The organism is Pelomicrobium sp. (assembly GCF_036803785.1).
Classification (GTDB): domain Bacteria; phylum Pseudomonadota; class Gammaproteobacteria; order Burkholderiales; family UBA6910; genus Pelomicrobium.
The window spans coordinates 1-12481 of sequence record NZ_DAIRTR010000091.1 but is presented as its reverse complement, the minus strand read 5'-3'; the positions used below and the strand labels follow the sequence as shown (position 1 = coordinate 12481).

The following is a 12481-nucleotide window of genomic DNA, read 5'->3' as shown; positions in this document are numbered from 1 at the left end:
GTTCCAGCGCGTCACCTTCACCTACGAAGGGGCGGCGCGGCCCGCGCTCGAAAATCTCTCCCTCAAGGTGCAGCCCGGCGAGACGGTGGCGCTGGTCGGCCCTTCGGGCAGCGGCAAGACGACCCTGGTCAGCCTGATTCCCCGCTTCTATCATCCCCAGCAGGGGCGCATCCTGGTGGACGGGCAGGATATCGAGCAGCTCAAGCTCGCGAGCCTGCGGGCCAACATCGCCCTCGTCTCCCAGGAGGTGCTGCTGTTCAACGACACCATCGCCGCCAATATCGCCTACGGGACCAACAGCGCAGCGTCGCGGGCGCAGATCATCGCCGCCGCCGAGGCAGCCCACGCCATGGACTTCATCCGGCAGCTCCCCGAGGGACTGGAGACCCTGGTGGGCGAGAACGGGGTCAGGCTCTCCGGCGGCCAGCGCCAGCGGCTCGCGGTCGCCCGAGCAATCCTCAAGAACGCGCCGATCCTGATCCTGGACGAAGCCACTTCCGCCCTCGACAGCGAGTCGGAGCGGCACGTGCAGGCGGCCCTGGAGGCGTTGATGCGGGACCGCACCACCTTCGTCATCGCCCATCGCCTCTCCACCATCGAGCGGGCCCACCGCATCGTGGTGCTGGACCACGGGAGAATCGTGGAGACGGGCACCCATGAGACCCTGCTCGCGGCAGGTGGGCTGTACGCGCGGCTCTACGGGATTCAGTTCGGCGAGATGTTAGAGCCTTCGGGCGCCTGAGGCGGTCCCTTGGCCATCGACAGTGCGTTTCGCCTGCGGCGCAACGCACCCTACGGAAGGATGGTCGTAGGGTGCGCTTGAGCGCACCACCCCAAGGCTGCCCGGGCTCTTGGTGGGGTGATCAGATATCGATCACCTTCTTTACCGGAGGTGGTCGAGTACCTGCTCTGGTTCGTGCGCGAAAGGATTGACGACTCTTACGCCGGGGAGCGTTTGCGCGTCTTGGAAGTCCTCGCTCAAGAGGTATGCACAATTCGCCTTCTGGGAAGCGGCCACGATCAAGGCGTCCCACCAGGAAAGCGTGTGACGATCCTGGACTGTCCATGTGTCTTCAATGACGGCAGTATCCACAGGGATTGGATGCCAGGCGGCTAGGTTGCGCACGTCGGCCCTCGCCGCTGCTTTCTTCATCCCGGGGTCGAGCGCTGAGTCACCGTGACATAGAATTCGCTTAGCACCCGAGTGCTGATTCTCCCTGCCTTCGTCCGCCACAAGGCGGCGAGCTACGCGGCAGCTTTGGGTTTTTTTGGGAGCCCGAAGCGTCGCGAAAGTACACCAAGACATGGGTGTCGACAAAACAACGAGCGCCGCTCATGCCATTCGTCTTTTGACGGATACTTCGCTGGCCGCTTCAGGAGAACGGATTTGGCGCTGAGATACTGTTTCATGGCCGCCTGGTGACCTTCCTCTTCGAGCATCCGCTTGCACCAACCAGGCGGGAGACGCTCGTGTGATGCTCCGCCGCCCAGACCCGTGCCCACTGGGCCACCTCTTCATCCAGCGTGATGGTCACGTTTTTTATGCGCACGAACACAGTGTTAGACTGAAATCGTGTCAAAACCCGACCGGCATCGGGCGCTCCGCGAGCAGCGTTTGCACCGCCTCGATCACCCTGCTCGCGGGTAGCTCCTGGAGACAGTCGCTATAGCTCTGAACGTGGCGCTCGCAGCCCTCCAGCATGCAGGGCACGCAGTGCTTCCTTCCTTGTAGGAGGAAGACGTTTCCCGCCCGCTGGCTCCCGATCCGTTGCCAAGGGTTTTGATCGGCCGGGTGGCCCTTGGGCCATGGTCCCCACTTGACCGGGTTGGAGGGGCCGAACAAGGCCACGGTGGGGGTGCCCACAGCGGCGGCCATGTGGGTGATGGCGGTATCGGGCCCGACGTAGACGGCGGCGCCGGCCAGTAGGGGCCCCAGCATGGCGAGGCTCACGCGACCCGCCAGGTTGAGCGCTCCTCCGGGCAGCCTTTCGGCGACGGCCGCAACATAGGCCCGTTCTTCGGCACCGGCGCCGCCCGTGAGCACGATGCGTAGCCCCTGCCGGTCGAGCCAGGCCGCGAGTTGCCTCCATCCGGCGGGGTACCATTTCTTGTAATTGAATTTGGGGTACGGGTGCAGGACCGCGTAATGACCTGGTCGGGTGCCTAGGGTCAACGCCTGCACGAGCGCTTGGTCCCGAGGGCTCCAGCCGACCACCACCTCCGCGATGGGGGGGATTCCCAAGAGCTCCGCAAGCCTCAGGTTCATCCGCACCGTGTGGGTCTCCAGGTCGTCGAAGGGAATCCACCGGTGGAGCAACCGTTGCTTCCAGGCTTCCTTGGGGCGGGGGTTGAGCAGCCCCGCCCGCCAGCGGCCGGCGGCGAAGGCATACAGGGTCGGCCGGTCCCCGGTTAAGACCGATAAGGCGATGTCGTAACGGCGCAGAAGCGCGGCGTAGAACCTCGCGTGCTCCACCGCCCCGGGGCGTTCGGCGACGGTATGGATCCGGTGGATATCGGGATTCGCCGCCAGCCCTCCCTCCGTTCCCTGGAACACCAGGGCGTCGACCCGCGCCTCGGGCCAGGCCCGCTTGAGCGAGCGGATGAGGGGCGTTGCTAGGAGCACGTCGCCGATGCGGCGAGTCACGATGACCAGGACATGCCTCGGCGGCATCGCAGGCGCTCGGCGCTCAAGCGTGGCGTTCATCTCGATCTCGAGCTTGCATGTTCTACGGCTCGCAAGACGGAGCGAAAGACTGCTACAGGAAGACGGGAAGCATGGCGCTAGCGTCTATCCCGTTCGCGCTCTTCGAGTAGCATGAGCTTCAGATACCGGTAGTAGGTAGCCTCGGCGTTGTATATCGCCAGGATGAAGCCCATCCGGCCGTCCAGGAAACCGGCGCGCAGCACATAGGTGCGGAAGAAACTCCACGCTCCCCTGCCCACCGCCTTGGCGAGGGATCCCCGGTGGCCAGCGCGGAAGAAATTCACCGCCCCGGCCGACGAGTAGGCGTTGACCTTCTCCAAAGCCTGCTCCAGATCGCGAATCGGCGCGTGTCCCAGCGGGGTCTTCAGGGTGCCCACCGGGCCAGTGACCAGCACCCGCTCGTGCACCAGATCGTCGCTGAACTGGCCGCTGCCCCGGCGGAATAAGCGCACCACATAATCAGGCCACCAACCCGAGTGGTGGATGGGACGCCCACAGAAGGTGGAAAGGCGCGGCATGCGGAAGGCCACGTGGTCGCCGGGAGACCGGATCGCCTGCTCGATTTCCTGCCGCAACGCTTCCGGCACCCATTCGTCAGAATCGAGTGACAATACCCACTCACTGTTGGCCAGGGCGAGCGCCCGATTTTTCTGGGGGCCGAAGCCGGGCCAGTCGGGAGAAACCTCCACCTTGCTGGCGTGGCGCTGGGCGATCTCCACCGTGGCATCCCGGCTGCCCGAGTCTAGCACCACGATCTCGTCGGCCCAGGCGACCGAGGTGAGACAGCGTTCGATCGTCTCCTCGGCGTTCTTGGCAATGACAATGACAGAGAGGCTCAATGGGACGAAGTAAGAGACGCGGACGAAGGTGCCGACTCAAACCGCGAGAATATGCAGTTCCTCCCGGTAGGTAGCGGCGCAAACACGGGGATACACACGAACGAAATCACCGCCGGAAGAGCGGCTGCACAGACGAGTCACGGCTGCGGCCAAGGACAACGAATCCGCCGTACGCAAGGGATGAAGGTGCAACAGACGTTTCGCTGTCTTCCTCCGCGGCTCACTCGGCCGCACCCAAAGCGTCCCGCCGGTTCTTGGCTTCCGCGAAGGGGACAGTCTTCACCCAGCCATTCTGGCTTTCCCGGCAAGACCCGTCAAGCCAGAACCGCTGGCGATCGGAGGCCGAGAAAGGGGTCTCGTCCGAGATTTCGCAGCAGCGCCCTCAAGTGTGATCGCCCGGCCGCCGGATCTGACCGAAAAGCTTGGCCTTGCGGAGTAACGCTCCTCTGCCGTCGCTAGGATGGCGCCGGGGGGTCGCCAAAGCCATGGCATCGTAGGGTACGTTGCGCCCCGACGAAACGCGCCGTCCGACTCGGGTCCCATTCTGACTCGGCGTGTCTGGGAGCGCCCAGCCGCAAGGGTCACATCGATACGTCTCGGGCGTGAACCTCCGCTTAAATCCATTCGAATCGGCCGTCCCGCCGAAGCCCGTGCATGGACATGCCGAACTCTGCCACCTCGCGGTCCCGCCAGATTCGCCGCTGTCGGACCTGACGCATCTTCCTCAGTTTTCGCTCGAGCCACGACTGATTGAGAAGGCGATAATTACGGCGCGCGCCAAGCCCCTGTTTCCCGTGCAGGCCCCGTTCTTCCTTCATCGCCTTGACGGTGATGGAGCCAAAGTGATGAAGCCAGGATGCGCCCGTCATGGCCATGGGGATCCCGGCTAGCTCGGCCTCGTGAAAGAACAGCGTATCCTCATACCCCCAGAGCTTCGGGACGGGTCGGAAAAAGCCTATCTCCATCCAGACAGAAGAGTGAACTGCCACACACACGGCATGCCGAGCGCCCTTGCGCAGAGCGCTTCCCATACGCCGCATGGCTTCGCGTGCAAACTCGTCAAAGTCGTAGTCCAGCGCGCCCTCGACGAGCGCGGGAGAGACGATCTTGAAGCCACCTTTTTGCGCGGCATGAAGGAGATTTTCCAGCCAGGCCGGCGCTACCAGGACGTCGTTGTTCATGATGATGGTCCATTCTGCTTGAAGCGCGAGCGTGCCCTGGTTCCAGGCCACGCCGCAACCGAAATTCCTGGTGTTGAAAATTCGCCCGCCGAGCGGCAGAGATTCGAGATAATCCCGCGTGCGGTCCGTCGAAGCGTTGTCGACGGCCACCACGCGCGACAGGTCCACACCCGATGTGATCAAGCTTTCGACAAACTGGCGTGTATAGTCGACCTGGTTGTAACACGCAAAGGTAATGGCGTAATCAAAGCCCTGCATTTAAAGCACTCGATGTCGCTCCGGTAGGTTTTTTATTCTCTTCCGTGAGGGCTGTTGCGCACAGCGAGGCAATCATCATCCCATAGAAAGAGGCGAGAAACTTCAAGTACAGCACTTGCTCGCCAAAAAAACCGCTGAGGAATAGCCCGATCACGAAGCACAGACCCAGCAGGCTCGCGCCTCTCGCGCTGGGCAACGGTGACCGAAGGTTTTTCGAAAACAGAAAGGCGGGAACAAAAAATACCAAAAGCGTGGAAGTGAGTCCAAAGATACCCGCCCGCAACATGCTCGCCAGCAATTCGTTGTGGGGGCCGGTGTGCATGACAAGCCGCGCCTCAGGAGTGGCGAATGATACGATTTCCGGATGGGTGTCAAGCAGATGAAGATAGCCTTCATCGCCGTAGCCATAGAGTGGCTGGTCTAAAAACAGAACCAAAGCCATCCGCCACATCGTGAGGCGATACCCTACCGATGTATTCGGGTTTTTTCCTGTAGCCCAAGTCTCGACATTTTGGATCGCGTCATTGATCCGCTGGTGTACGGGGCTCAAGGCGCTATAGAACAGGAGAGCGCTAGCTATGGCGACCCCTACGACTGCCAGGCGTGCGCGGGGTCGCAAGAGTTCGCGGCGGGTGATCAGCCAGATGACCAGCAGGACGGGAGCGGCGAGCCAGCCACTGCGGGACTGGGAGCCAATGGATAAATATACCCCAGCCAGAAATCCAAGAAACTTTAGCCCGACGACAAACTTGCTGTCCCTTTCCAGGAGGTGGATGCTGAACAAAGACATGAACCCCAAGACAAGGGAGTAATTGCCAAACGTGATTGGATCTACGAAGTAAGTTGCGAGGCGCTCACCTGACCGAAAGGGGAAAAGGATCGTCGAACCCACCGCCAGCAAGAGGGAAATCGGGCAAGCGTATTGCAAGAGCTTTACGAAATCGATCTTTTTCTCCCTCAGCAAAAGAAAAAGCGGGATCGCCAGCAACATGCGTAGCGGCCCATCGTATGGCTTGGCCATGAAATCGCCACGCAGGGCTTGGGAGATCAAAATGGCGAGGAATGGCGAGGCCAAGGCAGTGATCACGCTCAAGCTTTGGACATCAAGTTTCGTTGCTCGCCAAGGGGGCAGGTAGTCACGGTAGTAGGTCAGCGAGAGCAGGAAGAGGAAAAACAGAAATCCGTTTACCCAGCCACGGACCGTGAGAAAGAAAATTGGAAAAAGCGCTAGGGAAGCGACGAGCAAAGTGTCGCGAATATCCAGCGATTCACGCCTTGGTTGGTTCATTTATAGGTGCGCCTTCGAGGAACGAACAAGGATTGTTCACATTGGCGACTTTTCGCCGCTTCGACGCCACTCGCAGACGGCCGTTGGGGCGCGATCAGGCAGGATCAAGGCAGTATTGGCGATGGAGTGATGGCGGCTCCGGGCATGCTACGGACGGGTGCGGGTTGCCATGGTGCGGCAGCTCGCTGATCGATCCCGTATTCAGCCAGAGCATCGGTTGTCCGAATTGATCAGAGAGATTGGACAAAAACGTCCCGCAGCGCCCGCAAATCGTTGAGGTCGTTTTGGATAACGTCGAAAACGATGTTCCGATCTATGTCGAGATAGTTGTGCACCAGAATGTTGCCAAAGCCGATCATCCGTATCCATCGCTGTTCAAGTGCCGTGGTAATGTAACCGTGCTCCCTCAATAGCCTAGCGTAAACCCGGCTCGCGTTCACTTCACCTAGTCCATGCTCCGCGATGACGTGGCTTGCCATATCGTTGATGGTTTCGATGGCGAGCTGAAGAAAGCGCTCTGCGCTGCCGTATTTCTCCGGATCGCGCAGGAATTCCTCCTTCAAGGAGTCGGTAGTGGTCCAGAATGGCGAGATATTCCTCGAGCTTCTGAATCCGTTTGCGAAGGACTTCAGGTCTGAGCATGGAGCAGCCTTCGCTTTAATGCTTCACGTTGGCGTTGTAGATGAGGCATCAAGTCGAAATACTCGCGGACCGCTTTGGAGAAAAAGGCGCCGTGATCGAAATCGTGCCTTGCGTAAACCAGGCTGTTGGGGCGCACGACCTCGTAGCGCAATACCACGTCCGCTTCGTCTAACAGGACGCGATCGACGCGATCCAGTCCCTGTGCCGCAAGTGCGGTCAAGAGGTCGAGTTTGCCCTTTCCAAGAGGATGACGGGTCACTACACCGAGGTCTAGGTCGCTGTCCGTTCTAGAGTGGCCGGTAGCGGCGGAACCGAAAAGGTAAACTGCGCGCACTTCTGGAAAGGGTGACAGCGCCTGGGCGATGCACGCCTTCAGGGTTTCAAGGTCTATACCTCGATATTGGAGAACGGGTTTAGCGTTAGACATACCTCAGAGGCCCGGGGCAAACGGGGAAATTCAAAATATTATAGACCGCCAATGGCTTGTCCCAGACACGTTGGTAAATTGCGTCTTGTCTCAGACGGCAAACGCGACGCCTCGTCGCCGGTACCGTTTCGACTTTTGTCGCCACGGTACAAGCAAACGGAAAGTACAGGAGAGGGCGCCGGCCTTTGTTACGCGAGCATGCGGTTCACCGCCACGCCGCTCGCCGTGCCCCCGTTGGGCCGGTACTCTGGCACCCAGCGGGCGAGCTCCGAGCGCAGCTTCTCCGGGGTGACGGGGGGGATCATGAGCCATACCCGCAGCTCGTCGAGCCAGCCGGGATCCACGTTGCGGGCCCGGGCGATGCGCAGCTTGGGGTGAGGCGTGGGCAGCGTCGTTTCGCCATCGGCCAGGGGCTCTTCGTAGAGCTTCTCCCCGGGCCGCAACCCTGTGAACTCGATCTTGATCTCGTTTTCGGAAAAGCCGGACAGACGGATGAGGTCTCGAGCGAGGTCCACGATCTTGACCGGCTCGCCCATGTCCATGACGAAGATCTCGCCGCCCTTGCCCATCAGACCCGCTTGCAGCACGAGCTGGCACGCCTCGGGGATCGACATGAAGTAGCGGGTGATCTCCGGGTGGGTGACCGTCACCGGCCCGCCTCGGGCGATCTGTTCCTTGAACTTGGGGATGACGCTTCCCGCGCTGCCCAGCACGTTGCCGAACCGGACCATGATGAACTGGGTCGCGCTTTTCTTTCCCTGCCCCGGGTGGACCGGGCTCGGGGACGAGGGCCTCTGCAGCGCCTGGCACACCATCTCGGCGAGGCGCTTGGTCGCTCCCATCACGTTGACCGGGTTCACGGCCTTGTCGGTGGAGACGAAGACGAACTTGCCGATCCCTCGGTCCCGGCACGCCTCGGCCATCACCAGGGTACCCAGGACGTTATTCTGCACTGCCTCCCAGGCGTTTTCCTCCTCCATGAGGGGTACGTGCTTGTATGCGGCGGCGTGAAACACCACGTCCGGGCGGTACTCGTCGAGGACCTGCTCCATGCGCAGGCGGTTTTTGACATCTCCGATGAGGCACGCGACGGGCAAGGTTTTGAATTGCTCGGCGAACTCCTGCTCCATGCGGTAGAGGGCGAATTCGTTCAATTCCAGCATGATGAGTCTGGCTGGGGCAAAACGGGCGATCTGGCGGCACAGCTCGGCGCCGATGGAGCCACCCGCGCCGGTCACCAGCACGGTTCGCCCGCTCAGCCACTCCCGCAGTCCGGCCGTGTCCAACATGACCGGGTCCCGCCCCAGCAGGTCGTCCAGCTCCACTTGGCGGATGGAGGAGACGCTGACGCGCCCGCTCACCAGGTCATCGAAAGAAGGCACCGTCAGAGCCCGCAACCCCGCCCGGGTGGCCACCTCCACCGCTCGGCGCCGCACCGCGTGGGAGGCGGAAGGGAGCGCCACGATCGCGTGCTTGACGTCGTAGCGGGCAGCGTGGCGCGGCAGGGCGTCGATGGGTCCGAGCACGGGCAGCCCGTGCACTTGCCGCCCGTGCTTGCCCGAATCGTCGTCCAGGAACCCCACCACCCGCCACTCGCTGCTCCGCGCGAGGGCCTTGGCCAGGCTCGCACCCGCATCGCCCGCCCCCAGCACCAACACGGGCTGGGCCTCGAGGGCGTGCAGGCTCAAGAGCCGCCGCTCCTTCCACGTGCGGTAGGCGAGCCTGCTTCCCCCCATCAGCATGACGAGCAGGATCGGATCGAGAATGAAAACTGAACGGGGGACAGTCCCGGGTACTGGCAGGAGCTTGAGCAGCAGCGCGCTCGCCATGGTGGCCACGGCTGCCGCGAGCACGATGCGCTTGAGATCCGGCAGGCTCGCGTAGCGCCAGATCCCGCGGTAGAGGCCGAAGGCCAGGAACACGGTCGCCTGGGTCGGGATTACCCAAGGCAGCGTCTTCCACGCACCGAAGAAGAAGGGATCGGTGTAATCCAGGTTGAGCCTGAGGAGGTAGGCCAATACCCAAGCCACGCCGCAGGCTACTACGTCATGGGCGAACGCTAGAGCGGTCTTCGGGTTGTTGATCATCGGCTTCTACGCGGTGGGTCCGTGATGGCTGTGCCCGCAGGCAGCGCGTCCCGAACGTCGTCCCACCCAACGGCGCCATAGGGTACCACGATCCCGTTCGCGGTAAACGTTTGACGAACCATCCGCTGCAACCGAATTTCCCCTGGCTTATTCAGTACACGCAAGGCACGGCCAATGACCGGAGTGGCCGGCGCAACTGTCAGCGTCCCGTGGCCTGTGGAAGAAACGCATCCGGCAGCAACCCAGACGAGGCCCGCATCCGGTGACCGGATTATCGCACCTAACCGCATCTTTCCAACACCGTAGGGTGCGTTGAGCCATGGGCGAAACGCACCGACGAAGGAGGGTTGAAGCTCCCCGGCCGGCGCGCTCCCCGATACGGTGCGCCCAGGCGCGGCCTAGGGCCCACTGTCTCGGCGGGAGCCGTCGATGGAGAGGCCATAGGGTGCGTTGAGCCAAGCGAAACGCATCGTCATCTGCGCAGTACCCGCAGGGCGCGCGCAGCCGACGCGCACCGTCCGGCCCAGCACTTTCCCCTACGCGGTGCGCGAAAGCGCACCTTACGAATGATACGAATACTGAATAGTGCCGTGGTGCTCGAGCGGAGCACCTGTCAGATATCCGTTGGCGTATCGGGTCACGATGTAGAAATCGTCGAGAACCTTGGCTCCCTCGACGAAATCGGCCGACGCCGTGAAGGACAACTCCGTCAGGAGTTTGCAAAATAACCTGCTCCCGGACCTCCTGACGAAAAAAAGATGTAACGCCTTGATGACTTTCTCTTCCGCTTGCTGGGTAGCAGAGCAAGCCCTATTCATGAAGGCCGGCAGCGCGAGAGTCACGCGCTTGATCAATATCCTGCTCGGCCAGAGCGAACCAGACAAACGATAGAATACTCATGGTGTATGCAGCATACATCAACTGACCCTTCAGGTCCTGAGCCGATCTCCGCGGCCATGACCAAGCACTGTGGCGGTGAGATAACGAAAATAATGCGCGAGATCGAGGGAACGCAGCATCTCCGCGTCTACCTCGGCGAGCCGCACCGGGTCGGACATGTCGATGCCGCGGATCTGTGCCAACCCCGTGATGCCCGGACGCGCGGCGAACACCCCCCGCCTCTCCCGTTCGGCGATGAGCTCCGTCTGGTTGGGAAGACAGGGACGGGGCCCCACCAGGCTCATCTCGCCCTTCAAAACGTTCCACAGCTGCGGCAGCTCGTCGAGCTTGGTGCGCCGTAAAAATGCTCCCCAACGAGTCACTGCGGCAGGATCGGCGAGATGCGTGCCCACCGAGGGCGTACCCGGCCGCATGGTGCGGAACTTCACGAGGCGGAAGGGCACACGGTTCCTGCCCACACGCTCCTGGATGAAGAGCGGCGAGCCCGTATCGAAAAACCCGGCGAAGAGCAGGGCGACGAAGAGCGGCGCCGTGACCGCCAGGCCAAGAAGCGCCAACGAAAGATCCAGCGCACGCTGCCCTTTCATCGGCTCACCCGGCCGCGCCCAGCATCTCCCGCAGCCCCTCCTCCAGCCCTACCCGCGCCCGCCAGCCGAGTTCCCGCTCGATGCGGGCCGGAGAATAACAGGCCGAGCCCGTGAGCCGTCGGACAATCTCCCCAAGGCGCGGATGCAGCCGGGCGGCCATGCGCAGCGCACCGGCCGGAACGCGCCAGCGCGCCGGCACCCCTAGCAGCCCCCGCAGCGCCGCCTCGATCTCATGCGTCGAATACGGGCGCGGATCAGCGATGATGTAAGCGCGTCCGTTCGCCTCCGCGCGCTGCGCGGCGAGGCGCGCCGCCTCGACCACGTCCTGCACATGCACGAGCGAGCGCCGATTGCCCGTCTCGGGCAGACCCGGGAACCAGCCTTTCCGAATCGCCTGCGCCATCTTCCACAAGTTGCCCCGACTGCCCCGGCCATAGACCATCGCCAGCCGCAGATTCACCACGTGCATGCCATATCTTGCCCCGGCCTCCAGCACCGCTTCCTCGCCCGCACGCTTGGACTGGCCATAAGGCGTCTCCGGCTCGCCTGGCCAGTCCTCGTCCACGCACCGTTCATCCGGCTCGGCCATGGCCTTCACGCTGGAGAAGAATACGAAGCGCCTGACTCCCGCCTCGCCCGCGGCATTCACCAGATTGCGTGTGCCCTCGTAATTGCTGCGCCAATGCGCCGCCGCATCCGACCCCCGCGAAGCCTCGGCCAGCCCCGCGCAGTGGAATACCGTCTTCACCCCCTCACAGGCGCGGGCGAGACAGGCTGGGTCGAGCAGGTCGCCGATCAACTCGTTCGGCAACCCCGCCGGCCGCCGCACCAGCGCCCGATCCCCCGGCTGGATCAGCCGCCGGCCGATGAAGCCGGAAGCGCCGGTGATGAGCACCGTCATGCCAGCGCCTCGCGATACACCGCCAGCGTCGCCGCGATCACCCGCTCCTGGCTGAATTCCTCGACCGCCCGCTCGCGCCCGCGCTCGCCCATGCGCCGGCGCAAGGCCGGGTCATCGAGCAGCCGCGCAATGGCCCCGGCCAGTGCCCCGGCATCCCTGATCGGCACCAGCAGGCCGTTGTCGCCATCCCGCACACAGTCCCGGCAGCCCGGCGCATCGGTCGCGATCACCGGCCGCCCGCAGGCCATGGCCTCCAAGAGCACCTTGGGCAGTCCCTCACGATACGAAGGCAGGCAGACGATGTGCGCTTGATTGAGCACAGCGGGCATGTCCTCCCGCGCACCCCACCACTCCACCACGCCTTCGGAAACCCAGCCGCGCAAGTCGGCCTCCGACACGCTCGCCGGGTTGTCGGGGTCCGGCGCACCCACCAGCACGAAGCGTCCCCGGCCCGCAAGCCGCCGCGCCGCCTCGACGAATTCGCCGACCCCCTTGTCCCACAAAAGCCGCGAGGCCAGCATTACCACCGGCGCTCCATCCGGCTCGGGGCGGGGCGAAAAAAGTTCCCCATCCACCCCGGCCCCCGAAATGAGCCGGATGCGTTCCGGCGTCACCCCCAGCCGGCGGACGGCTGCTGCATCGTCGGGGTTCTGCACGATCACCGCGC

12 protein-coding genes are annotated in these 12481 nt (G+C 63.0%); 1 reads left to right on the top strand and 11 read right to left on the bottom strand.

What is annotated here, in order from left to right:
• Positions 1–742: ABC transporter ATP-binding protein (locus tag V7Q81_RS11055; protein ID WP_333843202.1), on the top strand; the 742-nt coding region annotated here is incomplete at its 5' end.
• Between the two features lie 834 nt (positions 743–1576).
• On the opposite strand, the gene V7Q81_RS11050 is transcribed toward V7Q81_RS11055, so the two are convergent.
• The 11 genes from V7Q81_RS11050 to V7Q81_RS11005 form a co-directional block, all read right to left on the bottom strand.
• Complete coding sequence (locus V7Q81_RS11050) at positions 1577–2704, bottom strand: glycosyltransferase family 9 protein (RefSeq protein WP_333843199.1); 1128 nt, start codon at positions 2702–2704, stop codon at positions 1577–1579.
• A gap of 77 nt (positions 2705–2781) precedes the next feature.
• Positions 2782–3543 (bottom strand): glycosyltransferase family 2 protein, encoded by a 762-nt coding sequence (locus V7Q81_RS11045; protein WP_333843196.1) that lies wholly within the window; start codon positions 3541–3543, stop codon positions 2782–2784.
• A gap of 614 nt (positions 3544–4157) precedes the next feature.
• The gene (locus tag V7Q81_RS11040) at positions 4158–4982 is read right to left on the bottom strand and encodes a glycosyltransferase family 2 protein (RefSeq protein ID WP_333843194.1); all 825 of its coding nucleotides are present in this window, start codon (positions 4980–4982) and stop codon (positions 4158–4160) included.
• Positions 4969–6270 carry an O-antigen ligase family protein gene (locus V7Q81_RS11035; protein WP_333843192.1) on the bottom strand — a complete coding sequence of 434 codons (1302 nt, stop codon included), beginning with the start codon at positions 6268–6270 and terminating at the stop codon, positions 4969–4971. Before V7Q81_RS11035 ends, V7Q81_RS11040 begins: the two co-directional genes overlap by 14 nt.
• A gap of 230 nt (positions 6271–6500) precedes the next feature.
• Positions 6501–6833, bottom strand: coding sequence for a type VII toxin-antitoxin system HepT family RNase toxin (gene hepT, locus V7Q81_RS11030; protein ID WP_333843190.1), 333 nt, complete (start codon positions 6831–6833; stop codon positions 6501–6503).
• 65 nt (positions 6834–6898) lie between these two features.
• Complete coding sequence (gene mntA, locus V7Q81_RS11025; protein WP_333843188.1) at positions 6899–7339, bottom strand: type VII toxin-antitoxin system MntA family adenylyltransferase antitoxin; 441 nt, start codon at positions 7337–7339, stop codon at positions 6899–6901.
• 188 nt (positions 7340–7527) lie between these two features.
• Positions 7528–9426 carry a polysaccharide biosynthesis protein gene (locus tag V7Q81_RS11020; protein WP_333843186.1) on the bottom strand — a complete coding sequence of 633 codons (1899 nt, stop codon included), beginning with the start codon at positions 9424–9426 and terminating at the stop codon, positions 7528–7530.
• Between the two features lie 560 nt (positions 9427–9986).
• Entirely contained in the window at positions 9987–10244 is a 258-nt protein-coding gene (locus tag V7Q81_RS16120; protein ID WP_442954816.1) for a HEPN domain-containing protein, read from the bottom strand.
• 111 nt (positions 10245–10355) lie between these two features.
• Positions 10356–10913: a sugar transferase gene (locus V7Q81_RS11015; protein ID WP_333843184.1), complete on the bottom strand. Its 558-nt coding sequence runs from the start codon at positions 10911–10913 to the stop codon at positions 10356–10358.
• 4 nt (positions 10914–10917) lie between these two features.
• The gene (locus V7Q81_RS11010) at positions 10918–11814 is read right to left on the bottom strand and encodes an NAD-dependent epimerase/dehydratase family protein (RefSeq protein ID WP_333843182.1); all 897 of its coding nucleotides are present in this window, start codon (positions 11812–11814) and stop codon (positions 10918–10920) included.
• Positions 11811–12481, bottom strand: a 671-nt coding sequence (locus V7Q81_RS11005) for a glycosyltransferase family 4 protein (protein ID WP_333843179.1), incomplete at its 5' end; no start/stop codon positions are given. The genes V7Q81_RS11005 and V7Q81_RS11010, both read right to left, overlap by 4 nt.

Coding starts and splice junctions, on each gene's coding strand:
- V7Q81_RS11050 (WP_333843199.1), bottom strand. CDS start 2,704: ATGAACGCCACGCTTGAGCGCCGAGCGCCTGCGATGCCGCCGAGGCAT.
- V7Q81_RS11040 (WP_333843194.1), bottom strand. CDS start 4,982: ATGCAGGGCTTTGATTACGCCATTACCTTTGCGTGTTACAACCAGGTC.
- V7Q81_RS11035 (WP_333843192.1), bottom strand. CDS start 6,270: ATGAACCAACCAAGGCGTGAATCGCTGGATATTCGCGACACTTTGCTC.
- mntA (WP_333843188.1), bottom strand. CDS start 7,339: ATGTCTAACGCTAAACCCGTTCTCCAATATCGAGGTATAGACCTTGAA.
- V7Q81_RS11020 (WP_333843186.1), bottom strand. CDS start 9,426: ATGATCAACAACCCGAAGACCGCTCTAGCGTTCGCCCATGACGTAGTA.
- V7Q81_RS16120 (WP_442954816.1), bottom strand. CDS start 10,244: ATGAATAGGGCTTGCTCTGCTACCCAGCAAGCGGAAGAGAAAGTCATC.
- V7Q81_RS11015 (WP_333843184.1), bottom strand. CDS start 10,913: ATGAAAGGGCAGCGTGCGCTGGATCTTTCGTTGGCGCTTCTTGGCCTG.
- V7Q81_RS11010 (WP_333843182.1), bottom strand. CDS start 11,814: ATGACGGTGCTCATCACCGGCGCTTCCGGCTTCATCGGCCGGCGGCTG.